Source organism: Salipiger sp. 1_MG-2023, assembly GCF_030547555.1.
In the GTDB taxonomy this organism is placed as follows: domain Bacteria; phylum Pseudomonadota; class Alphaproteobacteria; order Rhodobacterales; family Rhodobacteraceae; genus Salipiger.
This window is the reverse complement of the sequence record NZ_JAUOQN010000043.1, coordinates 1-21,524: the sequence shown is the minus strand read 5'-3', so window position 1 is coordinate 21,524 and position 21,524 is coordinate 1. Positions and strand designations below refer to the sequence as shown.

General features: G+C 63.1%; 25 protein-coding genes and 1 tRNA gene. 23 read left to right on the top strand and 3 right to left on the bottom strand.

The genetic code is table 11. The features are described 5' to 3' along the window. The first annotated feature begins 29 nt into the window (after window positions 1–29). From Q4543_RS17615 to Q4543_RS17590, 6 genes are all read left to right on the top strand, one after another. The gene (locus Q4543_RS17615; protein ID WP_303440443.1) at window positions 30–1,226 is read left to right on the top strand and encodes a phage major capsid protein; all 1,197 of its coding nucleotides are present in this window, start codon (window positions 30–32) and stop codon (window positions 1,224–1,226) included. Window positions 1,227–1,277: 51 nt separating this feature from the next. Continuing rightward, window positions 1,278–1,787, top strand: a complete 510-nt coding sequence (locus Q4543_RS17610; RefSeq protein ID WP_303440441.1) for a hypothetical protein — start codon at window positions 1,278–1,280, stop codon at window positions 1,785–1,787. Continuing rightward, window positions 1,784–1,936 carry a hypothetical protein gene (locus tag Q4543_RS17605; protein ID WP_303440439.1) on the top strand — a complete coding sequence of 51 codons (153 nt, stop codon included), beginning with the start codon at window positions 1,784–1,786 and terminating at the stop codon, window positions 1,934–1,936. Before Q4543_RS17610 ends, Q4543_RS17605 begins: the two co-directional genes overlap by 4 nt. Next, window positions 1,933–2,316, top strand: coding sequence for a phage head closure protein (locus Q4543_RS17600; protein WP_303440438.1), 384 nt, complete (start codon window positions 1,933–1,935; stop codon window positions 2,314–2,316). The genes Q4543_RS17605 and Q4543_RS17600 overlap by 4 nt, the downstream gene beginning before the upstream one ends. Window positions 2,317–2,502: 186 nt before the next feature. Continuing rightward, window positions 2,503–2,916, top strand: a complete 414-nt coding sequence (locus Q4543_RS17595) for a hypothetical protein (RefSeq protein WP_303440436.1) — start codon at window positions 2,503–2,505, stop codon at window positions 2,914–2,916. Beyond that, window positions 2,903–3,319 carry a DUF3168 domain-containing protein gene (locus Q4543_RS17590; RefSeq protein WP_303440434.1) on the top strand — a complete coding sequence of 139 codons (417 nt, stop codon included), beginning with the start codon at window positions 2,903–2,905 and terminating at the stop codon, window positions 3,317–3,319. Before Q4543_RS17595 ends, Q4543_RS17590 begins: the two co-directional genes overlap by 14 nt. Here the strand turns inward: Q4543_RS17590 and Q4543_RS17585 are convergent. Further along, window positions 3,316–3,558 (bottom strand): hypothetical protein, encoded by a 243-nt coding sequence (locus Q4543_RS17585; protein ID WP_303440432.1) that lies wholly within the window; start codon window positions 3,556–3,558, stop codon window positions 3,316–3,318. The two genes, Q4543_RS17590 and Q4543_RS17585, sit on opposite strands and share 4 nt — an antisense overlap. Window positions 3,559–3,668: 110 nt before the next feature. On the opposite strand from Q4543_RS17585, the gene Q4543_RS17580 reads away from it, so the two are divergent. From Q4543_RS17580 to Q4543_RS17505, 16 genes are all read left to right on the top strand, one after another. Next, window positions 3,669–4,115, top strand: a complete 447-nt coding sequence (locus Q4543_RS17580; protein WP_303440431.1) for a phage major tail protein, TP901-1 family — start codon at window positions 3,669–3,671, stop codon at window positions 4,113–4,115. Further along, the gene (locus Q4543_RS17575; RefSeq protein ID WP_303440430.1) at window positions 4,115–4,546 is read left to right on the top strand and encodes a GTA-gp10 family protein; all 432 of its coding nucleotides are present in this window, start codon (window positions 4,115–4,117) and stop codon (window positions 4,544–4,546) included. Before Q4543_RS17580 ends, Q4543_RS17575 begins: the two co-directional genes overlap by 1 nt. A gap of 126 nt (window positions 4,547–4,672) precedes the next feature. Continuing rightward, complete coding sequence (locus tag Q4543_RS17570; protein WP_303440429.1) at window positions 4,673–7,411, top strand: hypothetical protein; 2,739 nt, start codon at window positions 4,673–4,675, stop codon at window positions 7,409–7,411. After that, on the top strand, window positions 7,408–7,833 hold the full coding sequence (locus Q4543_RS17565; RefSeq protein ID WP_303440428.1) for a hypothetical protein: 426 nt from the start codon (window positions 7,408–7,410) through the stop codon (window positions 7,831–7,833). Before Q4543_RS17570 ends, Q4543_RS17565 begins: the two co-directional genes overlap by 4 nt. Then, complete coding sequence (locus Q4543_RS17560) at window positions 7,830–8,363, top strand: hypothetical protein (protein WP_303440427.1); 534 nt, start codon at window positions 7,830–7,832, stop codon at window positions 8,361–8,363. Before Q4543_RS17565 ends, Q4543_RS17560 begins: the two co-directional genes overlap by 4 nt. Next, a complete protein-coding gene (locus Q4543_RS17555; protein ID WP_303440426.1) occupies window positions 8,360–8,749 on the top strand; it encodes a C40 family peptidase in 390 nt (129 codons plus the stop codon). Before Q4543_RS17560 ends, Q4543_RS17555 begins: the two co-directional genes overlap by 4 nt. Beyond that, window positions 8,746–12,057 carry a hypothetical protein gene (locus Q4543_RS17550; protein ID WP_303440425.1) on the top strand — a complete coding sequence of 1,104 codons (3,312 nt, stop codon included), beginning with the start codon at window positions 8,746–8,748 and terminating at the stop codon, window positions 12,055–12,057. Before Q4543_RS17555 ends, Q4543_RS17550 begins: the two co-directional genes overlap by 4 nt. 10 nt (window positions 12,058–12,067) lie before the next feature. Further along, window positions 12,068–13,978: a right-handed parallel beta-helix repeat-containing protein gene (locus Q4543_RS17545; RefSeq protein ID WP_303440424.1), complete on the top strand. Its 1,911-nt coding sequence runs from the start codon at window positions 12,068–12,070 to the stop codon at window positions 13,976–13,978. Beyond that, complete coding sequence (locus Q4543_RS17540; protein ID WP_303440423.1) at window positions 13,948–15,873, top strand: hypothetical protein; 1,926 nt, start codon at window positions 13,948–13,950, stop codon at window positions 15,871–15,873. Before Q4543_RS17545 ends, Q4543_RS17540 begins: the two co-directional genes overlap by 31 nt. Window positions 15,874–16,011: 138 nt before the next feature. Then, window positions 16,012–16,509 (top strand): hypothetical protein, encoded by a 498-nt coding sequence (locus Q4543_RS17535; protein ID WP_303440422.1) that lies wholly within the window; start codon window positions 16,012–16,014, stop codon window positions 16,507–16,509. Beyond that, on the top strand, window positions 16,497–16,790 hold the full coding sequence (locus tag Q4543_RS17530; RefSeq protein WP_303440421.1) for a hypothetical protein: 294 nt from the start codon (window positions 16,497–16,499) through the stop codon (window positions 16,788–16,790). The genes Q4543_RS17535 and Q4543_RS17530 overlap by 13 nt, the downstream gene beginning before the upstream one ends. 59 nt (window positions 16,791–16,849) lie before the next feature. Beyond that, the gene (locus Q4543_RS17525; RefSeq protein WP_303440420.1) at window positions 16,850–17,452 is read left to right on the top strand and encodes a glycoside hydrolase family 19 protein; all 603 of its coding nucleotides are present in this window, start codon (window positions 16,850–16,852) and stop codon (window positions 17,450–17,452) included. A gap of 74 nt (window positions 17,453–17,526) precedes the next feature. Next, on the top strand, window positions 17,527–17,754 hold the full coding sequence (locus tag Q4543_RS17520; RefSeq protein WP_303440419.1) for a hypothetical protein: 228 nt from the start codon (window positions 17,527–17,529) through the stop codon (window positions 17,752–17,754). Between the two features lie 3 nt (window positions 17,755–17,757). Further along, a complete protein-coding gene (locus Q4543_RS17515) occupies window positions 17,758–18,141 on the top strand; it encodes a hypothetical protein (protein ID WP_303440418.1) in 384 nt (127 codons plus the stop codon). 70 nt (window positions 18,142–18,211) lie between these two features. After that, window positions 18,212–18,373: a hypothetical protein gene (locus Q4543_RS17510; RefSeq protein WP_303440417.1), complete on the top strand. Its 162-nt coding sequence runs from the start codon at window positions 18,212–18,214 to the stop codon at window positions 18,371–18,373. Next, on the top strand, window positions 18,366–20,072 hold the full coding sequence (locus Q4543_RS17505; RefSeq protein WP_303440416.1) for a putative Ig domain-containing protein: 1,707 nt from the start codon (window positions 18,366–18,368) through the stop codon (window positions 20,070–20,072). Before Q4543_RS17510 ends, Q4543_RS17505 begins: the two co-directional genes overlap by 8 nt. 97 nt (window positions 20,073–20,169) lie before the next feature. Here the strand turns inward: Q4543_RS17505 and Q4543_RS17500 are convergent, their stop codons facing one another. Further along, window positions 20,170–20,388: a hypothetical protein gene (locus Q4543_RS17500; protein ID WP_303440415.1), complete on the bottom strand. Its 219-nt coding sequence runs from the start codon at window positions 20,386–20,388 to the stop codon at window positions 20,170–20,172. Between the two features lie 130 nt (window positions 20,389–20,518). Between Q4543_RS17500 and Q4543_RS17495 the strand changes: the two genes are divergently transcribed. Continuing rightward, the gene (locus Q4543_RS17495) at window positions 20,519–20,998 is read left to right on the top strand and encodes a hypothetical protein (protein ID WP_303440414.1); all 480 of its coding nucleotides are present in this window, start codon (window positions 20,519–20,521) and stop codon (window positions 20,996–20,998) included. Window positions 20,999–21,339: 341 nt separating this feature from the next. Here Q4543_RS17495 and Q4543_RS17490 read toward each other — a convergent pair. Further along, a tRNA-Val gene (locus Q4543_RS17490) sits at window positions 21,340–21,415 on the bottom strand. Window positions 21,416–21,524: the final 109 nt, after the last annotated feature.

Genomic DNA, 21,524 nt, shown 5'->3' with positions numbered 1-21,524 from the left:
GCCACAACCCAACATCACAGGAGGCCGTCATGGCTCTGGATATGAACGAAGTCCGCGACGTGTTTCGCGGCGAACTGAAGGGCGCGCTTGAACAGCGTGACCAGAAGTCGAACGAACTGCACGAGCAGATCGAGCACCTGAAAACCAAGGCTGACGCCGATCAGACCGACATCAAGGGCCGGATCGACCAGACCCACGCCGACATTGAGAAGCTGACGGCGGCGATCACCGAAGCGGAGAAGAAATTCTCGCGCGCCATGTCGACCACCGAGGTCAAGAGCATCGGCCAGCAGTTCATCGAATCCGAGGCGTTCAAGAACGGCGCGACGACCGCGCGCCCGACTTCGATCAGCTTCGAGGTGAAGGACGTTCTGAACAGCGGCCAGATCGCGACCGGCGTGTCGCGTTCGGTGCTGGTGCCCGAGCAGCAGAGCGGCATGGTCACGCCGCCGCAACAGGAGCTGCGCATCCGCAACCTGATCCCGTCCGGCCAGACCACCAGCAATTCGATCCGCTACATCCGGGAAACGGGCTTCACAAACAGCGCCGCCCCGGTGGCTGAGGGCGCGCTGAAACCGCAGTCCGAGCTGACCTTTGGCGAAGTCACGACGCCGGTGCAGAAGATCGCGCACTGGTTCCGCGTGGCGATGGAAGTTCTGGACGACGCACCGATGATGCGCTCCTACATCGATGGTCGCGGGCGCTACGGTCTGAACCTGGTCGAGGAGACGCAGCTTCTGACCGGCAATGGCACGTCTCCGAACCTTGACGGCCTGCTTACGAACGCGACCGCCTACGACAACACCACAATCACCGGATACACCCCGGCGAACCTCGTGGATGACGTCCGCGTGGCGAAGCTCCAGGTCCGCAAGGCGCTCTACCCGGCGTCGGGCGTGGTCATGAACCCGGAAGATTGGGCGGCGATTGAGCTGCTGAAGGATGGCGACGGCAAATACCTGCATTCTGCGGTGACTTCTGGCGCGAGCCCGACCCTTTGGGGTCTTCCGGTTGTCACGTCGGACAGCATGGCCGTGGGTGACTTCCTCGTCGGCGCGTTCTCTCTGGGCGCGATGATCTGGGACCGCATGGGTATGACCGTCATGGCATCGACCGAAGACGGCGACAACTTCCGCACGAACAAGACCACGATCCTGTTCGAGAAGCGCCTTGCGCTGGAAGTCGCACGCCCCGAAGCGTTCGTCTGGTACGACGCCAGCGCGTGATGACAGCGGGGCCATCCTTCGGGGTGCCCCCAACCTTGCGAGGGGTTTCGGATGCCTGATTATCTTTCTGTTGCAGATTTCAAGGCAGAGCGCCGCATCGAGCACAGCGAAGAAGATGCGCGGATTTCGCGGCTTTTGGACAGTGCAGAACAGCGGATCGGAGACCCTGAAAACGGCATCCTTCGCCGTCCGGTGATCCGGCAAGAGTTCTCCGAAAATTTTGACAGTTTCGAGGACGTCGAGCTTGCGCACCCGGACGGTGCGACGATCTCCGGCCTGACCTATGAGAGCGCAGGCGTAAGCGCTAGCGTGACGGCGACCTATACCCTTGAGGATGGCAGGCTCAGGCTTGCCTACGGCGAGACATGGCCTGCATCGGTCGAGCGCGTGAGCGTGACCTATGACGCGGGATGGTCAGCCGAGGACGTGCCCGAGGCGCTGAAAGATATTGGCTACTTCATCGCCGGGCAGATGTACGACAACGCCGACACCTTCGACGCAGAGAGGTTCCGGCGAGTCCTCGCATTCATGGCGTCAGGATACAGGAGAGCGGTCATATGACCCTGGTAGAGTTCAAGCAAGACCACGTTTACGGCGGCATTGCCTTCAAGGCGGGTGAAACGCTGGAGTGTCCGGACAAGCGGGCGAAGATGCTTCAGAAGGCCGGGGTCGCGAAGATCCCGCGCAAGTCGAAAGATGCTGACGAGTGATCCAGGCGGGCAACTTCCGCGAGCGGATCACCTTCCAGCGCAAGACCAGCGCCGGGCAGACGACGCCGAGCGACCTGACGGACCCGTGGGGCAACCCGCTGGACGGCGCAGGCAACAGTACGGGCGAGTTTGGCGACCTGTTCAGCGAGTGGGCGGACATTCGCGAGGTTCCGGGCAAAGAGCGCGTGGCGGCCGGCAAGGTGGAAAGCACCCGGCTTGCGACGATCCGGGTTCGGGAACACGCGGGGACTGCGGGCGTGACTGCGGCTGACCGGCTGATCGCGCGCGGGGCAATCTGGAACATTCGCAGCGGGCCGGTGCAGATCGACCGGGCGGCGCGGGTGCTTGAGTTCACATGCGAAACGGGAGTGGCGACGTGAAACTGTGCAAATCTCAGAAAGACGCGTTTCTGAAATGCCTCGCGGAGCAGTTCGCGGTGTCTGATGTGGAGGTCTATATCCAACACAAGACATACGCTGAGCCGACCGATGGAGTGGCGGAGATTATGAAGCACTCCGGCAACTTCGTGCATACCGTGTTTGTCTCGAAGCGAGAGTGATTCGGGAATGCCTGTTCGTAAGGTCGGCTTCAAGCGCGTGCAGCGGATGCTCGAAACGATGCCCGAGACCACGCGCAAGCACCTGCGGGACGCGCAGGAGGACAACGCGTCAGAGATCGTGCGGGTGGCGCAGATTTTGGTGCCTGTAGGCGAGACAGCGCGATCCAAGGCGGCGATTAAAGCAACCCCGGCGGGCGATGGGCAGATTATTGACTTCGGCCCTCTGTCCAAGATCCTTGAAGGCGGAACGGTCGAGCGTTTCCACAAGACAGGCAAGCGCGCGGGGAGAAGCACCGGCAAAGGCCCCGCGGTTCCGTTCGTCAACCCGTCGATGAAGGCGACGGCAAAGACGCGGCTTGCACGGACGCGCAAGGCGCTGCGGGATGCGGTGAAGGAGGCGAAGAACAATGGCGGCGCCTGAGATTGAACTGCTTTACGGCATTGTCGCTGCGCTGCGGGCTGATGCCGGCGTCGGGGATGTGGTCGGTGATCGGATCTATGACGAAGTTCCGCAGGGCGCGACGTTCCCTTATATCAAATTCGGCAACTTCGCTCCGTCGCCCGTGCGGACTGACTGCACCACATCAACGCTCGTGACCTTCTCGCTTGAGGCGCACAGCCGGCCGACCGCAGCGGGGCGCACGCAGGCGCTCATGGCGGCGGCGGCCATGGCTGCGGCTCTGAGCGACAATGAAGACGCGGTTACGGTCGCAGGATCAACGCTGGTGCGGCTGCAATGGATGCCCGGCGCGGCCACCGGCGGCGTCGATGCGGATGGCGAAAGCTACATGGAAATCCGGGGTTTTGAGGCGCTGCTGGACTAAAGGCAGAGGAAGAAAAACTCGGCGTTTCCGCGCTGCGGCGCGCGACGACCTTGGAATACGGCGGATTTGCCGACCGATTGGCAGGCGGTATCAGCCACGGGCTGGGCAGTATCGACGGCAGTCTGGCCTGAGTAATTCGGGCTGCTGACAGTCACAGAATAGCCGTTGAACCCCACGGCGAAGGTTTCCTGCGCGAGCGCGGGCGAGGCGACAAGCCCCAGAACAATCAAGAATCTCATCAAATACCCTCCGGCTGTTTCCGGCAGGCTGGCCCATTTCCGCGCCTTGGGCAAGCGCGACCCGGCCCGCCATCGTGGCGAGCCGCCTTTATCCACACAGGAGCCTTACCATGGCAAAGCAACAGGGCCGCACGCTGCTGATCAAGATCGGCGACGGCGCGGAGACGGAAGTGTTCGCAACTCTCTGCGGGCTGACGACCAAGAGCGTGACGCTGAACAACGGCAGTTTCGACGTGACGACCGCCGACTGCACGACCCCCGGCGGCCAGCTTTGGCGCGAGGTCATGACCGGCGCCCGCTCGTTCAGCGTCTCGGGCAACGGCTATTTCGAGGACAGCGCGACGGAAGAACTTCTGCGGGCTGCGGCCTTCGGGACGGGCGAAACCGACACCGCCGACGCGGTCGCCAATTTCCAAATCATCATCCCCGATTTCGGCACCTTCGAGGGCGCGTTCCACATCGACAGCATGGACTTTGGCGGCGCTCAGGAAGACGGCGTGACCTACAGCCTGTCGCTGACCTCGACCGGCTATGTCGGCTGGACCGCCGCCGCCTGATGGCCGTGGCGATTGACCCGCCCCTTGGCGGCATCGTTGCAGAGCTGGGCGGCAAGAGTCGCCCGCTCATCCTGCGCAACGCTGAAATCGAGCGGTTCGAAAAGCAGCACGACACTGGCGTTTTCGCCATGTTCGACGTGCTGTTCCGCGACCAGAAGAACGCCAAGGCGCACCTATGCCGGGACATGGTGGCGCTTGGCCTGATCGGGGCCGGGATGCCTGACCGGGCGGCAGACCAGACCGTCGCAGCCATGCCGCCAAGCGAGAATTTCCGCTTGCGCCAGATTGCAGCGGATCTGGTGGCCGTGGCCTTCGTTCCCGAGCGGCCTGAAAAAAAAAGCGATACAGCTGGCTCGTCAGCGAACAGCCCCGAGACAGCGATTTCTGGGACGTCGGGTCACGCATCCGGCAAGTCGTCGTCACCGGCCTGAAACCGGCAGAGGTGCGGGCGATGACGCCGCGCGACTTCATCAATTTCGTTGAGGGCTGGAACGAGGCGCACGACACGGAAGTGCAGGCGCCCACGGCTGACGAATACGCGGAGCTTGTGAGGAAATATGGCTGATTCTGACGTCACAGAGCGCATCCGCATCCTGCTGGACCTGGAAAAGGAGGCCCACGATCGGGCGGCGAAACAGGCCGCGCGGGAAGTCCTGAACCTGGAAAAGTCCTATGACCCGCTGTCGCGCGCTGTGGCCCGGCAGGAAGTCGCGATGCGCAAGCTTTCGGCGCAGTTCGACGCGGGCAAGATCGACGCGGCTCAGATGGCCCGTTTGCAGGACGGCATTCAGCGCGAATACGACCAGACAGTCGACAAGATCAACCGCGTGAATGCTGCGATGGCTGCGAACACCAACACGCAGGGCGGCATGATGGCGGTGGTGAACCGCAACAAGAACGCGTTCCAGCAGCTTGGCTATCAAGTCGGTGACTTTGCGGTGCAGGTCGGCGGCGGGACCAGCGCATTCACAGCCTTCGCGCAGCAGGGGTCGCAGGTTCTCGGCATTCTCGGCCCGTTCGGCGCCATCGCGGGCGCGGCGGTGGCTATCGCGGCCCCCTTGGCCGGCGCCTATTTTGCTATGGGCGGCGAGGCTGAAACGGCAGCGGACAAGCAAAAGTCGCTGAACGAGGCGACCGACGCCTATGCAGCGGCGGCGGAAGCGGCGCGGCAACCGATTTCCGACCTGCGGGCGGTATACGGCGACCTTGCAGACGAGGTGCAGCGGGCGCTCGGGGTGACGCAGGAGCTTGCCGGGGTCACGGCGGCCCGTGCTCTGCAATCGGCGGCAGACGGCATCGCGGGCGGCTTCGGGACCGTCACAGGTTCGGCCCCAGGCATCGATGACGACGGACAGGCGGCTTATGCCTATGCTAAGACGCTCCGCAGCCTGCGCAAAGACTTCGACCTGACCACAAAGGACGCATCTACGCTGATGGGGCGGCTTTCCGCCCTGTCGCGCGCAGAGGGCCCGGAGGAGATCATTGCAGCGGCGGAAGCATTGCAGGCGCTGATGATTTCGCTTGCCGGGTCTGTCGAGGAAGCGGGCGACCGCTTCGGGGATACCTTCGCGGCGGTCGGCAACCTGATTGAACAGGCAGCGGACCAAGCCTCAGCGGGTATCACAGAGACCGAGAGGCTTCTGCGCCAGTATGCCGACGCTGAGAGCGAGGTGATGCGGCTGGGGCGTGAAAGGATTGCGCTTGAGGCGGAATTGCAGGCCGCGACCGAGGACGCAGACCGGGCGCGTATCAGCCGGGCAGAGAAGGCGCTGGAAGTCCTCGACGCGGAAATCCTGAAGACCTACGACCTGAAGGACGCGCTGGACGACGCGGCGGCGAGCGCAAAGGGCATGTTCGACTGGCTGTCGAGTGTGACCGGGCTGGATATAAGCGGCGCGCTTGGCGGGATGTTCGACGGCGCGGGCGGCGTGTTTAGCGACTGGATCAACCGGGCCGAGGGCATGGATTCGGCGAAATCCCTGATCCGAGCGCGCGAGGGCTTCCGCAGCGAACCCTATTGGGACGTGAACCACTACCGCGCGGGCTACGGCAGCGACACGACGACCGACGCGCAAGGCAACGTCAGCGCCGTGACGCAGGGCGTGTCGGTTTCCTTCGAGGATGCAGAGCGCGACCTGCAACGGCGCATCACCGACTATTTCAACACAATGATCGACCAGCTTGGCTTCGATCGGTTCAACGAGATGACCGGGGCTCAGCAGGGCGCAATGGCGTCTCTCCTGCACAACTACGGCGCGGGCGAGTTCCAGCAGGGCGGCGACCTTGGCGGCGTTCTGGACGCGCTGCAAAACGGCAATGACCAGCTTGTTTCGCAGCGCATCGCGGAGCTTGGCGCGCACAACGGCGGCGTGAACATGTCGCGGCGGCGCGAGGAAGCACAGGCATTCGGCGACCCGTCCACCACGTTCGCGAACCAAACGGCGGCGAGCAATGCGCAGGCGTCGGCAACGCGCGAGGCAGAGCAGGCAGAGCGCGAGCGCACACAGGCGGCAGAGGCCAGCCAGAAGGCCATCGACAGCCTGCGGGCATCTCAGGACGCGGCTGTCGCGGCGGAGCAAGAATATGCCGAGGCAATTGGGGTGGTGGATGAGGCCCTGCGGCTAAATCAGATCACCGAGTCCGAGGCCATGGCCGCGCGCGCAGAGGCGATGCAGGATTACCAGGAGGCGCTGGCAAAGATCGAGTCGCCTGACACCAAGGTTGAAAGTTCCCGGCTCAAGACGCTGGAAAGCGGATATGCCAGCCTGACGCAGACGCTTCTCAGCGCGGCGCAGGCGGGGCAGAGCGTCGGCGATGCGCTAAGAAGCTGGCTGGCTGACGCCGCGCTGAAAGCATTGGCGCAGGATCTGGTTTCGACCATCATGCAGCTTGGCGGCGGCACGGGCATCTTTGGCAGCGTCATGGGATGGCTGACCGGAACAAGCGTCAAATCCTTCGACGGCGGCGGCTATACCGGATCGGGAGCGCGCAGCGGTGGGATGGACGGGAAGGGCGGGTATCTCGCTATGGTCCACCCAAACGAAACCGTTGTTGACCACACGAAAGGGCAAGGTGTCGCTTCTGCGCCAAAGGTGGCAGCGTCGGCGGCGGCAAGCCCGCAGGTCAACGTCCAGACCGTGAACAACGCGTCGGGCCTCGTGAGCGTTGCAACCGAAGTGACGCCATCGGGCGTTGTGCAGCGTGTCGAGGCCAGCGAGCAGTTGGTGAAAATGATGAACAGCGGCAAGGCCAGCAACAGCCCCCGCCTGAATCGTAAGCCGGTGGCGCGCCGATGACCTATCCCACATTCCCGACCGACCTACCGAAGCCGCTGCAATCCGGCTACACGGCCACGCGCGCGAGCGTCAAGAAGTCCGTCCAGGGCGACAAAGGCCCGCCGCGCGGCATCCTTCAGAGCCGCATGGCATGGACCACGCACAACGTGAGCCTGCGACTGACCGCGCAGCAGCATAATGATCTTCAGCGTTTCTTCATCGAGGATCTGGACGAGGGGAGCAGCTATTTCTGGATGCGGCACCCGGTCAACGACGGCGCGGCGATGACGGATGAAGACGGCGAGATCCTGCTGGATGAGGACGGGGCCGTGATCCTGCACGAGCAGATGATCCTCGCGCAGTGGTCCGAAGCGTTCGACGTGGGCAGCTTCAGCGCGCGGCGCCCGGTGTTCTCGTTCGTCGTGATCGAGCAGCCGCTATGACCCGGCGCATTTCGTATGACCTGCGCCGGACACAGGACGGGCTGGACGGAAGCGTGTTCGAAATCGGGCTGGTGGAAATCACGCACCCGGAGCTTGCTACACCTATCCGCGCCTGCACGGCTCCTTGCGAGGTCATCACGCGCACGCCCTACGTGCTGGGCTGCCGGTCTGACTGGCAGGGCGCCGACCCTGAAAGCGATTACTGGCAATTCCTGCCGATGACGCTGGAACCGCCGGGCGACAGCGAGCAGGACAGCCAGAGCGTGCAACTGACCCTGATGCACGGCGGCGCGGCGCTGGTGGATCTGGTGCGGTCCTATGTCTCGCCCCGGCCTGTGCTGAATGTCGCCATCGTGTCCAGCGCTGACCCGTCCACAGTCGAGGCAGAATGGCTGGGAATGCAGATCATCGACACGAGCTATTCGGCGGACGGCGTGACGGTCGAGGCGTCATACGCCTTTGTCGATGATGAGCCGGCGCAGATGCACATCATGACGCTTGACCGCGTACCGGGGCTTGAAGCGCTGTGACCTTCGCTGATTACGTGGGCATCCCCTACAGGCCGCACGGCACGGACCGCAGCGGGGTCTACTGCTACGGCCTGCTGCAACTGGTCTATGCCGAAATGCTGGGCATCACGCTGCCGTCGCGCGACCACATCGCCGACTATGGCGTGGTGCGGGGCGAGGCGATCCGCGACGACATAGAGGCTGGCATCTGGCGCGAGGTGGACGAGCCGCAGCCGTTCGACGCGGTGCTTTATCGGATGCTCGGCAACGACTTTCACCTTGGCATCGCGACCAGCCGCAGCCGCGTGCTGCACGCCAATCGCCCGCAGACCGTCATCATCCCGCACAGCGACCCGCGTTGGACGCGCAGGCTGTCGGGCATCTATCGCCATGAGGCGCTGATTTGATCCACGTCATCTACCATCACAGCCTCGCACCCGAGCAGGCCAAGCGTCGCGACGTGCTGCACGGGCTGACCGTGGCGCAGATCGTGGCCGGGGTCTATCCGCTCGAAGCGACCCGCGAGCGGGTATCGGTGACGCTGATCAACGGCAGCACCGCCGCGCCGATCCCGAGTTGCGTGTGGGGCCGGGTGATCCCGCATGACGGGACGACGGTGCGGCTGGTGCTGACGCCGGGCGACCCGGTTTCGGCATTCTTGACGAGCACCATCGCGGGCGCGGTCGGCGCGACGGCGGGCACGCTGGGCTATGCGGCGATTTCTCTTGGCGTCAGCCTTGCCACGACTGCGCTTGTCGGCTGGGCAATCAACAGCCTCGTGCCGCAGCCGCAGGAGATCGACGCGGCACCGGCGAGCGACGTCTACAGCCTGAGCAGCTGGAACAACAGCGCCAGCCTGAACAACGCCTTTCCGCTGGTCATGGGCCGGATGCGGATGGCGCCGAATTTCGTCGTGCCGCCCTACTATGAAGTGATCGACGGCGAAATGTTCATGCGCGCCTGCTTCACATGGGGCAACGGGCCGCTGGACATCTCCGACATCTGGATCGGTGACACCCCGATTGATGATTACGAGGGCGTCGAATACGAGACGCGCGAGGGGCTGGACGCCGACGAGCGGGTCACGATCACGCCGTATGTGGTGATGCCCGACGATGCCGCCGGATCGTCTGATGAGCTGCCAGCGCCTGACTATTACGACGATCTGGGCCAAGAGGTCGAGACGCTGACCTATCATCCGGTGATCCGAACGACCAAGCGGGCCACCGACATGATCACGCTGATTTTCTGCGCGCCGGGCGGCCTGATCAACTTTAACAGCCAGTCTGACCACTCGGAAGGCGCGGCGACTGTTGATATCGAAATCCGCGCCTACGCTGACAAAGACGATGACAACGCGTGGCAGTTCTTGAGGACTGAGACCTTCGAGGGGCTGGATACGTCTGCCCTGTATTTCGAGCGCCGCATTCGCCCGTCATCCACCGGAAAATGGCAGATCCGCATGACGGCGACGAAGGTTGAGGACGCCAGCGACAAGGGCCGGACCAAGATGGCGATCTACGCCGTGCAGTCCGTCCGCTACCGCTACCCGATCAGCGCCCCGACGCCTATGGCGCTGATTTCGGTGCGCGCGAAAGCGTCGTCGGCGCTAAACGGCACGATTGCCAAGCTGTCGGCGGTGGTCCAGCGCCGGTGCCTGTGCTGGAACGGGTCAACCTGGGCTGAGGGGCTGACGGAAAACCCGGCGGGCGCGCTGTTGGCGATGGCACAAGGTCCGTGGCGGCGCGATCCTGTCGAGGATGACTTGATCCTCTGGGATGAATTGCAGGCGTTCTGGGAATACTGCGACGAGCACAGCCTGACCTATAATTCGATCTGGACCGGCGGGCAGACCGTGCGGGAGCGGTATATCGAGATTTGCGGCGCGGGCCGGGCATCGCCGCGCCGGGACGGCGGCAAGCTGGGCGTCATCCTCGACAGCGCCGATGACGAAATCAACCCGGTCTGCGACCACATCAACGCGGTGAATAGCTGGTCGTTCTCTGGATCGCGCACGCCCATCGACCCGCCAGACGCGATCCGCATCGCGTTCAACGACGCGACAGACGATTACGAGGCGGCGGAGCATATCATCGAATGGCCGGGCCACACCGGCGACATTGACACGCTCGAAGAATGGGAAATGCCGGGGAAAGTCTATCCCGACGAGGTGGCGACGGAGTGCTATCGGCGGATGCAAGAGGCGATCCTGCGCCGCGATACGTGGGAAGTCATGCAGCAGTTTCAGGCCCGCACGGCATCGCGCGGCGACCGTGTGACGCTCTCGCATTTCGTGCTGTCCGGCGAGCAGGTTTCGACGCGGGTGGTGCGCGCCTCGGGCAACCGGGTGACGCTGGCCGAGCCCGTCGAAATGACGGACGGCACGACATACGTGCTGGCGTGGCAGCAGTTCAGCGAGGCCGATACCGTCGGCGCGGCCATGCTATCCCCGGTGACAGGCGCCGGCGGGAATGCGCAGGTCGTCACCGTCTCTGGCGACGTGCCGCCGGTGGGCACGTTCTGCACGTTCGGCCCGGCGGATCTGGTGACTGAGCCTGCTCTGGTGCTGGAAGTCGCGCCCGGTGACGAGGGGTCCATGCGCCTGACGCTGACGAACGATGCGGCGGCAGAGCTTGACGCGCTGGTCGCGGCCTACACGCCCCCGGATTGGGATGGCGTGCCGGGCGATGAATCCGACGAGCCGGAAGCGCCGGACACGCCGATCATCCGGGAGATCGACTATTACCCGGACGAGAGCACCGGCGAGCTGATCTATGGCAGCGGCGGCCAATTCGCCTACGATTATCTGTTCTCGGTCACGGTCGGGATGGCAAATGTCAGCACCGCGACGATCTACGAGTTCGAGATCGACCACCGCCTGAGCGGCGCGACAGAATGGAGCACGACCAGCCTGACCGGATCGGGGGGCGCCGTGTTCATCGATGGCTACGACACCGGCGACGTGGTGGAGCTGCGCGCGCGGGCCGTGCCCTATTACGGCGATGCGAGCGCATACACCGACACCGTGACTTATACGCTCGGCAGTGGCCTTGTGGCGGCTCCTGCGGCGCTGAACGACGACGACGTGACCGTGGCGGGCGGCAATGGCCGGGCGACGATCAGCGCCGCCACATCGGACGCCACGGCCTACGCACTGACCATCTACCGCACGGCGACCGGCAACACGCTGGACACATCGGACGACGCAATCGCCTCTTACACCGATATTTCGGCGGGCACGGAAATCACGCACATCGACGGCGCGGCAGAGCGGGTGACGCTGGTTAGCGTCAGCGACATGACGGCGGGCGCGGGCTGGGCGATCTCCGGCGACAGCGCAACGCACACGGCAGGCGCTGCCGGATCGCTGACTTTCGCGCTCTCGGCCCCATCCGGCAGGGTCTATCGCGTGGGCGTGGTCGTCTCCGGCCGCACGGCGGGCACCGTCACCCCGCGCCTGACCGGCGGCACCACCGTCACCGGCACGGCAATCAGCGAAAACGGGCAGGCGCTCGACACGATCACGGCCACCGGCAACACCAGCTTCGGCCTGCTCGCATCGGCTGACTTCGACGGCACCGTTTCCGGCCTCGTCATCTACGGCCAGGGCGCTGCAACCGCGCCTCAGGGGGTGTGGGATTATTACCTTGCCGTCACGTCTGTCGACGGCCTTAGCGTCGGGCCTTCCGGTCCGCTCACCGCTACAATCATCTGAAAGAGCGACCATGACAAACACAGTTCGCATCACCGACAAGCCAAACCTGTCCGGCGCTGATAGCCTGATCGGCATCCTTGACGGAACCACCGGCCCCGTGTCTGTCGACACGTTGGGGTCTGAGCTTGTCGCGGGCGGGCCAGTTGCAGATCGTCTGGACGAGATCGAGGCGCGGGGGTCTTCTGAGACGCTGCAATACATGGCTAACACCATTCCCAACGTGGAAGGCGGTGTCGAAGATTGGCACCTCGGCACGCGGGCGGCATATACGCTCTACGGCAACCCGCGCAGCTATACGCAGACCCCGCGCGCGATGGGCGGCGCTGAGGCGCGCAACGTGCTTCAGGTCAGCCGCGAGTATATCACGGTTTCCGGCTTCATGTCCGACGACTGTGGCGAGCGCGTCAACGCGGTGCGGATTATGGGCGCCCTGCTGGTCCGGGATGATGCAGGCGGCATCGTGCAGGACAACGGCGAGACGTGGGCGCTGCGCGGGCCTGCGGAGTTCGAAACACGGGCACAGGCCGCTTCATTCGTCGCGGAGATCACTGCGACAAACAGCAGCACGTTTTCGTCGGGCGACAGCATCGCATGGGTCGGGAACATGGAGCTGGTCTATACCGGCGAGTCGGTGATTACAGACATGCCAGGATGGGTGCCGTCCGGCAGCATGGCCTATTTCGAGCAGTTCGCGGCGCACAGCGCAACGGACAACGGCGCGACCATCCAGACAGCAATCGAGTGGGCGCAGTCGAACAATGTCGAGCTGAGTTCGGTGCGGGTTGATTGGCCGATCGCAACGCCGATCAAAACATACGCCACTGATGGCGACTGCCTGACGGTCAAACTCCCGGCGAATTGCGTTCTGCGCGCAACCACCAGCTTCCCGTCTGGCGAAATGATCGTGCGATTGAACGCGTCGGAAGCCGGGGCGACGCTCAACTGGACCGGCGGGGAATTTGACGGGCGTGAGATGCCAACCGCGACAAGCGGGTACGCGCCGGATCTCCTGCGGGTTCATGGCCCGTGGGATAGCGTCGATATTGACAGCACGATCTTCCGCAACAACGACGAGGGCGACAGCCAAGGCGACAGCGGGCTCATGCTCTACGGTGCGAGCCGGATCTCGGTCGCGGACTGTTCGTTTTATGGAGCGATTGATGCTGGCATCTATGTCTCTGCTGATCCGGCTGACGGCTCGGGCGAGAGCATCACAATCCGGGGCTGCTGGTTCCAATATGCATATGTCGGGGTGATCTCGAAGAGAGAGTTCAAGCACCACAAAATCCACGACAACGATTTTCTCGACTGCGTCTATGGCTCGATCATCGGCGGCGAGGCCGACACCACGCTGCTGCCGGGGAAAAACGGGCTGATCTACGGAAACCGCTATACCCGCGTCACGTATCCGATCGAGGCGCGGATCAGCGACTACACCTCGATTTATGGGAACTGGATCGAGGAGTGGGGCGAGACCAGCGGTGGCACGTTGGTGGATACGGCAGCGATCCTGCTGAACGGGTCGAGCAACTGCATCGTCTACGGCAACGTCATCGTGCGGGACGCGATTTCGCACACCTCCGCGGCGGCGGTGCGGATGAAACAGCTCGTCTATGACGGCACCACCTATTACGCGCTCTACAATCAGGTGTTCGGCAACAACTGCCGCAATGCATACACCGGGGTTCAGGAGCTGACCGGCTCGGACAATGGGCTCTATGGCCCGAATATTCTGCGCGGGTCGTATGTCCTCGAAACAGTGGTCGGCTCCAACAGCCGCCTCGCGAAGCCGCCGCGTTTCCAGACGCCTACGTCTGCGACTGCATCCGGAGTCCATGGGGAAACCCGGTTCGACACCTCTTATTTCTACGTCTGCACCGCGACGAACACATGGAAGCGCGCGGCGCTTGCCACCTGGTAACGAAAGGCCCCGCCATGCAATCACTTCGTATCGCAGAAATCCCGCCGGTCCTGCTGGGCGGGCGGCTGCAAGACGCGTCCGTCGGACACGCGCAAAACAGCAACAAGGTCAAATTCAACGACCGATACTTTGTCTACTCCAAGACGTTGGCGTACCTGCCTGAGACGCATTATCCGCCGAGGGTCTATCTTCGGTATATCGACGCGGACGGGTTGCAGGACAATGGCACGCTGCGAAACCTGTTCAACGGGCGGAACTCGATCAACAACGGCGGGAATCCGGTCATCGACTTTTCGACCGGAACGTGGTCGGCGCCGCTCGACAGCTTCGTAAATAGCGCCGTGCGATGGGTCGGAACCGTTGGTTCTGGGGGGCTGACCATCGGGCGCCGCTACCGTATCGTCACGGCGGGCGACACGGACTGGGTGGCTTGCGGGGCAGAAATAGGCCACGGCCCGAATGATCATTTCATCGCTACGAGTGCGACCTCCGGCACCGGCACTGCAGGACTGATCGCCTATGGCGGGGAGCTTGTGGTCGGGAACTGGTACGAGATCCGCTACATCGGCAGCACCGACTTCACCGCCCTCGGCGCGTCCGCGAACTCGATTGGAGAGCGCTTTCAAGCGACGGCAACGGGCACGCCTCTCGACAGTGACAATGGCGTGTGTGATTGCTTACTCGGCGCGCGGCACGGGGATATCGCGGCCTGTAGCGTGACTGAGGACGGCACGGACTACGTGCAGCTGTATGTCAACGTCTACGACTACAACAACGCCGGCGGGAACCGGCTGGCGCTGCTGGAAAGCACGGATGGAGTGAATTTCACCGAGGTCGGGGAGATCCAGTTCGACGGTGGCAATTTTGGGTCCACGGTCGCGGATGTGCGGCAGCGCGGTGATCGGCTCTATATGGTCTGCGGCGAAGATGCGGGCGTCGGGCGTGGCTATCAAAAGGCTCTGCGCTATTCCGACGATCGGGGCCGGACGTGGGCGGAAATCGGCACCATACTGGAATTGTCCGATGACGAGGCGTCGTGCCGCCATTATGGCATGCCTGTCGGACGGTATCTTGATGAGACCGAGGATGATGATTTCATCTATATGTCGGTTCCTGCTTCGCGCATTTCTGCAGACTGGCCTGAGGGCAATATCTTGATCCGGCGCGCTGTGGCCGATCTGGACGAAGAAGGGCTTTGGGACGTCTGGCCGGGTGGGCTGGTCGCGATGCGGGGCTGCCAAGAGGGTGGCCTGTGGAATTGCGACTATTTCCCCGCGCAAGAGGGGTTCATGTGGGCCACGACAAACGTGTTCGCCGCGTTCGATTTCGATGATGTGAATACCGACGACATGAACACGCTGCGGGGAACCCCCTACTATCGGCAGGATGATTTCAGCTTCAAACACACCGGAGCCCTGCGGACGACAAACCTCTTGGCGCTGAAAGATTGGGACTACTGGCCCTTCGAGGACGGCGACACGATCCGGCTCAAGCACATGGGCCGGTTCCTCTCGTCGGGCCTGACTTGGGGCACGAACACCTATTTGACGACCGACCTTGACGACCCCGGCATCAACTGGATTGTTGAGCGGCAGGCCGAGTTCTGGATGTTCAAACAGGCGGCGGCACCTACGATTTCGCTATCCACCGGGGGCAACGGATCATATGCGAACCGGCGCGCGATCGGGCTGCCGATCGAGGTGCGCACGCAGGACGCCTCGACCGCGACGAACAACATCGAGCATCATTGGCAGGTGCTGCTGCACGGCGATGACAGCCCGACCGTCTGCACGCTGATCAACCGCGAAAGCTCGCTGGCTCTGGCGTCGAATTGCTCTCAGCGGCCCGCGCTGCACGGCGATACGCGGCAGATGTGGGAAATCGTCTCCACCTAACCTGCACCCCCGAGCCGCGCGGCTACGCGGCCCGAGGGCTACCACCCCAACCTGATGAGAGGTCGAAATGGGTATTAACGAAATCGGGGCACATCCGCGATTCTGCAATGACCGGAATTGTGTCAGGGCGCATGAGGCATGATCCATGAAACCCACCAATTCCGCCCAACGTGGTTTGACCCTGTGATTGTCGTGCGGCTGAAGGACGGCGTCCGGAACCATTTCCCGATGCGCGTCACCGAGTGGATTATGGTCTGGCCCTGCCTGTGGATGGGGGCTGCGCTCAACTGGCAGCCGACCATGTTCGACACCAGCGCGAGCTATAGCAGCCTCGCGAGTTGGCTGGACGAACGGCAGTGGGCCTTGATCGTACTGTGCTGCGCGATCGTGCGCTTGGTTGCGCTGATCGTGAACGGAACCTTCCAGGCGTTTCCCTACAGCCCGCACCTGCGGATCTTGGCAAGCGCCGTGTCGGCGATGTTCTGGTTCCAGTTCAGTCTTGGCTTTACGCTGTCGGCGTTCGCCGGGGGCGGGCTTTCTGCCGTTGCTGCTTATTCGACCTTTGTCCTCCTCGAAGGCGTGAACGTCGTGCGCGCTTCGGAGGATCTGGGGCGAGGTCGGACATGGAGACGCTGACGCCTGAATACATCGCCAACATCGCCGCTGGCCTCGGCCTCGCCGCCCTGACGCTCTACGGGTTTTTCCGCAAGAAGCCGCCCAAAAGCGGGAATCTTGAGGTTGCCGGGGCGCTGATCGACGGGACGCAGGCCCGCAATGTTGTCGATGCGTTGGACCGGAACAGCGCAGCGCTGGACCGGAACACAGAAGCCAATCGCAAGCACGTTGAGGCGCTGGAAGACAATAGCCGCGAAACCCGGCGGCTCGCTGACGAGATCATTCGCAGCAGCCACCGCTGACCCTCCGACACATCACCCACAACGCCCCGTCTGCGGGGTTTTCCGCATGGGAGACGACAATGCAAGCCGACCTCAATCTTGGCGACACGCGCCTGATCATCGAAACCGCGAGGGCGCGGAACGTGCTGCGCAATCAGCTCGCCTACATTCTGGCTACTGGCTACTGGGAGACAGCGCGGACCATGAAGCCCGTTGTCGAAGCCTATTGGCTCAGCGAGGCATGGCGCAAGGCGAATCTGCGCTATTACCCATGGCATGGGCGCGGGTATGTGCAGCTTACGTGGGAAGACAATTACCGCAAGGCTGGTGAAAAGCTCGGGCTGGATCTGACCACAGATCCCGACGTGGTGAAGCAGCCCGAAATCGCGGCGCCGATCCTCGTGGTTGGCAGCATGGAAGGCTGGTTCACGGGCAAGTCGATCCCCGACTATATCACTCTGGAAAAGAGCAACTTCGCCAGCGCGCGCCGGGTCATCAATGGCACCGATAAGGCGGCGGAAATCGCGGATATCGCGCGGGTCTATGACGCTGCGCTGAAGGCTGAGGGCTATGGCGACGCCCCGGAAGCCGACGTGCTCACCCCCGATCCGACCGACGACGACACGGGCGCGCTTCGGGCGCTGGTGTCGCAATTCATCACCGACGCGCAGGCTCTGCTGTGACCTGCTGCCCGGTCTGCGGCGGGGCACTGCCGGACGGGCGGGCGCCGGACGCTGCCCGCGCAGTCCTCACGCCCATGCAGCGCCGGGTCTTCGATGCCGTCCGCCGCCACCCCGGCGTGCTCGACGCGGACGGCGTGGCCTCGCGGATCTACGACACGGCGGACGGCGGCGCGCTCGATGCCACCGGGTGCGTCCGGGCGTTCGTGTGCAGCGCCAACAAGCGGCTGCGGCCCTACGGGCTGCGCATCAAACAGGCCGGCGGATACCGCTCCGGCTACATCATCACCAACCTGAAAGGCTGATCCATGTGGACTGAAATCCTCGACGTGGCCACCCCGGCCATCGTGGCGCTGTTCGGCGCTCTGCTGACCGCAATCATCAACAGCGCGGCGGCCACGCTCAAGGCCAAGACCGGCATCGAGATCGAGGCCCGGCATCGTGACGCGCTGCACGCGGCGATCCTATCAGGCGTCAACGTAGCGCTGTCCGAGGGGCTGGAACCGTCCGAGCTTCTGGAACGTGGCGTCGCCTATGCCAAGCGATCTGTGCCTGACGCGATCCAGCACTTCGCGCCCAGCGACGACATGCTTCGCGACATGGTGAAAGCCAAGGCCGAGCAAGCCATTGGCCGCGCTCTGCCGATCCAGCCCAGCACCCTCCCCACCAAAGAGGCGCTGCGGCGCGGGTGATCCCCGCCTCCGATCTAACCAACGCCCCCGGCGCGCTGTCGGGGGCGTCACTCACTATGCGAGGTGCGCAATGCTCGGATTTAGTCTTTCTCTCGGCCTCGGCGCGCCCGTCACAGGCTTCGGCGTCGTCCTGACGGCCCGAGTCTCGGGCGATGACGTGCTGATCACCATTACCCCCAAGGAAACGGCCCGCACGTCGGGCGATAATGTCGAGGTCCGTCTCAATGGCTGAGCGCAGCACAATCCAACCTTACTCGTGGCAGGCGGTTACGCGCGGCGCAGAGCCAGCCTCTGACGGCTGGTCGAACGTCAATGCCGATGCATCCGGCGGGCTGCCGATCACCGAGACGCTGACGGCGGGCGTCGATTTCACCTTGGGCCAAGACGTGCTTGCCACGGTGCCCGGCGCGACCAACTACAGCCGCGTGCGCACGGACGTTGCGCCGGCGCTGTCCGCCGTGAGCGACCAGAGCGCCGACGCCGGGTCGGCGGTGTCGCTGGATCTGTCCAGCCTCGCGACCGGGACAAACCTTGTGTGGAGCGCATCGAACCTGCCCGGCGGGCTGAGCATCGACGCAGCTACGGGCGTCATCAGCGGCACCCTTGGTGACGATATCGGAACGTACCCGGCCAGCGTAACGGTGAGCAACAGCCGGGGCGGCGTGACGCAGGCGTTCGATTGGGCTGTCGTGCCTGACTATGCAACGGGCATTCTCGTCGGCGGCGATAGCCTGATGGACGGCGCCAGCGGAATCAGCCTCTGGCAGACCATGGACACGGCAAGCGGCCTGAGCGTCCAGAACATCGCAGAGGGCGGCAACAACATCACGCAAGTCAGCGAGCAGTTCACGACGCTGGCGAACACCGATCTTCTGGATTACCCGGTCGTGATCTGGGACGGCTCGCAAAATGGCATTGACGATTTGACCGGTGATAAGGTCGTGGCCTATGTCGATCTGATCGCAGACGCCGTGGCGACAATCCCGCACAATAAGTGGCTGGTCATCCCGCCGATCAACACCTACGGCTCGACCTATAGCGGCGGGCAGGCTCAGGCGATCTGGCTTGAAATGGCATCGCGCGAGGCATTCGACGGGCACATTCTGCACTGGGCGGATGGACTCGTAAATACCGACTACAGCATCGACATCAGCCAGTTCAACGACGCGCCAACCGACATTTACCACCTGTCGCAAGAGGGCGCGGACAATATGTCCGACCTGATCCTTGGCGAAATGCGCTCGCGAAATTGGATCGGCTCGACCCCGTTCAGCCCGACAGACCTCGATGGCCTTGTGTTCCATGGCGCATTCACCGCAGACGTTTCCACCCTGACCAACCTTGTGCCAGGAGGCGACGACATGGTGCAGGCGACGGCAAGCCGACAGGCCGTCTACGATGACAGCGACGGCATTCCGAAATGGATCTTCGACGGGTCGAACGACTATTACACTGGCGGGCCGGTCGCCGGGGCCGAGCGCACTATCGCTGTGGCGATCCGAAAGATCGGAGTGCTGGGGTTCATCTACGGCAGTGTCGCCGCGTCGAATACCCGCTCGAATATCTCCGTCGATGGAAGCGGGACGCGGATCAACGTCGGCGCGAACACCCCTGCTATCAGGCTCGGGGTCACAAACAGCAGGTGGCAGTCGTTCGTCGCCAGCCACGACGGCACGACAGTTCAGGCAATGGTTGCCAACACCATTGCCAATGCAGGCACGGCCATCAGCACGGCGGCGCAGTCTGGCGTGACCACGCCGAACGTCGAAAGCTATCTCGGCAACTTCAACAACAACGGGGCGGTCTACACGTCGAACTATTACGACGGCGAGATTGCCGCCTTGCTTGAATGGGACCGCGTGCTGACCGACGACGAGATGCGCAGCGTCCGGTCTTGGATGCAGCGCATCTATGGCTACGATCTGGACTGACGGCCCCGCGCTTCACCGGCGCATAGGTCAAGGCGCTGACGAATTACGAGGCGTGATGTGGCGGGGCGGGTGTGACCCGCCCTTTCATTGTGGCGGGCTAGTTGGATTGCGTTTGGGGCTGTTCTCGGCGGGCGTAGATCAATGCGCTCTTAGCCATTAACTCAAGGTCGATGCTGTGAGCGTTCATCCGACCATGCGCGTAGTAGGGGATCAATGCGCTGAGGCCGTCTTCGGATAGCTCTGCGCCCTCCTCTGTCATCCGCAAATCGTCAAACATTTCGGCACAAACTGCTTTCACTTCGTCTTGGGTGTACATAGATTCCCCTCCGGGGTGTTTGGACCGCCTACGCGGCCTGTTTTCATATCAAATACAGTAAGCATATTTCGTTGACCGTCGCAATCGCTTTCTGTATCGAGAAAGAAAGCAGACAGAAAGGCGGCGAGTTTTGAGCGGTAAGGAAACGGGTCACTTCAACGGCAAATGGGGCGTCATCACCGTGAATGAGCGCCTGCCGTCCAAGGGCGAGCAAATCGCCCGCGCGCGGTCGTTTGGCGTCACGGAGTCGATGCTCGGGCCGAAGGATATATCGGCGCTGATCGTGGATGACGTGACCGGCAAACGCACGACAAACTGGCCGGGGGTGTTGAAAGAGCGCGCCACCTTCCTCGACATGATGGGCGAGCTCCATACCGTTGGGGATCAGGTGTTTTTCGCCACCCCTCTTTGCGTCGGGTTCTCGCGCTCTCATGCGCGCGAGACTATCGAGCGCCTCTGGTCATGCGGTATGCTAGTCCACGTCCACACGGTTCGCGGCAATGGCTCGGCGCTGTATGCTGACGGGGACGACATTACGGATCTGCTGTCTATGGTGGCGGCGGAACAGAACGCGGCGAACGTGCGCAAGTCGCGCGCGGGCAAATCCTAATAGGAGCGATCGTGACCGAGACCGCATCCGCAAACACCAGGCCGAACCCGCTGGGCCTTTATGGCGACCTGTGGCGCAGCGGGGTCATTGTTTTGCCTGCCGGTTTCGGCGGGTCCAGATAGGAGCGAATGATATGATATGGACGCGCACGGTGTTCCGAAATCCTGACCAGATCGGCTGGCACAGCGGGCCTTGGTCTATTTACTCCAAGTCAGATGATGGGCCGTGCGTATTGTCGTCTGGCGGTCCGAGATGGTTTGGCCCGGAGCATCATCCTTCAGTAACGCTGGCGTGTGAGCGGGCCGAAGAAATTGAATCCAAGTAAGGCGTCTATGCCGGAATGGTGGACGGTGACGGGCTCGAACCGCCGACCTGAGAGGTGTAAGCTCCCTGCTCTACCAACTGAGCTAACCGTCCTTTAGGTTCGTTGAACCTTAGTGCATTTCGCGTTCCCCGTCGAAGTGTCGGGCGGGAAACGCTTTTATCAGGTATCAGCGCAACAAGCGGTTTCGGTGTAAACGAAACG

Excerpts from the sequence above, each read along its gene's own strand:
- Q4543_RS17615 (WP_303440443.1), top strand. The coding sequence starts at position 30 with ATGGCTCTGGATATGAACGAAGTCCGCGACGTGTTTCGCGGCGAACTG.
- Q4543_RS17610 (WP_303440441.1), top strand. The coding sequence starts at position 1,278 with ATGCCTGATTATCTTTCTGTTGCAGATTTCAAGGCAGAGCGCCGCATC.
- Q4543_RS17605 (WP_303440439.1), top strand. The coding sequence starts at position 1,784 with ATGACCCTGGTAGAGTTCAAGCAAGACCACGTTTACGGCGGCATTGCC.
- Q4543_RS17595 (WP_303440436.1), top strand. The coding sequence starts at position 2,503 with ATGCCTGTTCGTAAGGTCGGCTTCAAGCGCGTGCAGCGGATGCTCGAA.
- Q4543_RS17590 (WP_303440434.1), top strand. The coding sequence starts at position 2,903 with ATGGCGGCGCCTGAGATTGAACTGCTTTACGGCATTGTCGCTGCGCTG.
- Q4543_RS17585 (WP_303440432.1), bottom strand. The coding sequence starts at position 3,558 with ATGAGATTCTTGATTGTTCTGGGGCTTGTCGCCTCGCCCGCGCTCGCG.
- Q4543_RS17580 (WP_303440431.1), top strand. The coding sequence starts at position 3,669 with ATGGCAAAGCAACAGGGCCGCACGCTGCTGATCAAGATCGGCGACGGC.
- Q4543_RS17575 (WP_303440430.1), top strand. The coding sequence starts at position 4,115 with ATGGCCGTGGCGATTGACCCGCCCCTTGGCGGCATCGTTGCAGAGCTG.
- Q4543_RS17570 (WP_303440429.1), top strand. The coding sequence starts at position 4,673 with ATGGCTGATTCTGACGTCACAGAGCGCATCCGCATCCTGCTGGACCTG.
- Q4543_RS17565 (WP_303440428.1), top strand. The coding sequence starts at position 7,408 with ATGACCTATCCCACATTCCCGACCGACCTACCGAAGCCGCTGCAATCC.
- Q4543_RS17560 (WP_303440427.1), top strand. The coding sequence starts at position 7,830 with ATGACCCGGCGCATTTCGTATGACCTGCGCCGGACACAGGACGGGCTG.
- Q4543_RS17545 (WP_303440424.1), top strand. The coding sequence starts at position 12,068 with ATGACAAACACAGTTCGCATCACCGACAAGCCAAACCTGTCCGGCGCT.
- Q4543_RS17540 (WP_303440423.1), top strand. The coding sequence starts at position 13,948 with ATGGAAGCGCGCGGCGCTTGCCACCTGGTAACGAAAGGCCCCGCCATG.
- Q4543_RS17535 (WP_303440422.1), top strand. The coding sequence starts at position 16,012 with ATGATCCATGAAACCCACCAATTCCGCCCAACGTGGTTTGACCCTGTG.
- Q4543_RS17530 (WP_303440421.1), top strand. The coding sequence starts at position 16,497 with ATGGAGACGCTGACGCCTGAATACATCGCCAACATCGCCGCTGGCCTC.
- Q4543_RS17525 (WP_303440420.1), top strand. The coding sequence starts at position 16,850 with ATGCAAGCCGACCTCAATCTTGGCGACACGCGCCTGATCATCGAAACC.
- Q4543_RS17520 (WP_303440419.1), top strand. The coding sequence starts at position 17,527 with ATGCAGCGCCGGGTCTTCGATGCCGTCCGCCGCCACCCCGGCGTGCTC.
- Q4543_RS17515 (WP_303440418.1), top strand. The coding sequence starts at position 17,758 with ATGTGGACTGAAATCCTCGACGTGGCCACCCCGGCCATCGTGGCGCTG.
- Q4543_RS17510 (WP_303440417.1), top strand. The coding sequence starts at position 18,212 with ATGCTCGGATTTAGTCTTTCTCTCGGCCTCGGCGCGCCCGTCACAGGC.
- Q4543_RS17505 (WP_303440416.1), top strand. The coding sequence starts at position 18,366 with ATGGCTGAGCGCAGCACAATCCAACCTTACTCGTGGCAGGCGGTTACG.
- Q4543_RS17500 (WP_303440415.1), bottom strand. The coding sequence starts at position 20,388 with ATGTACACCCAAGACGAAGTGAAAGCAGTTTGTGCCGAAATGTTTGAC.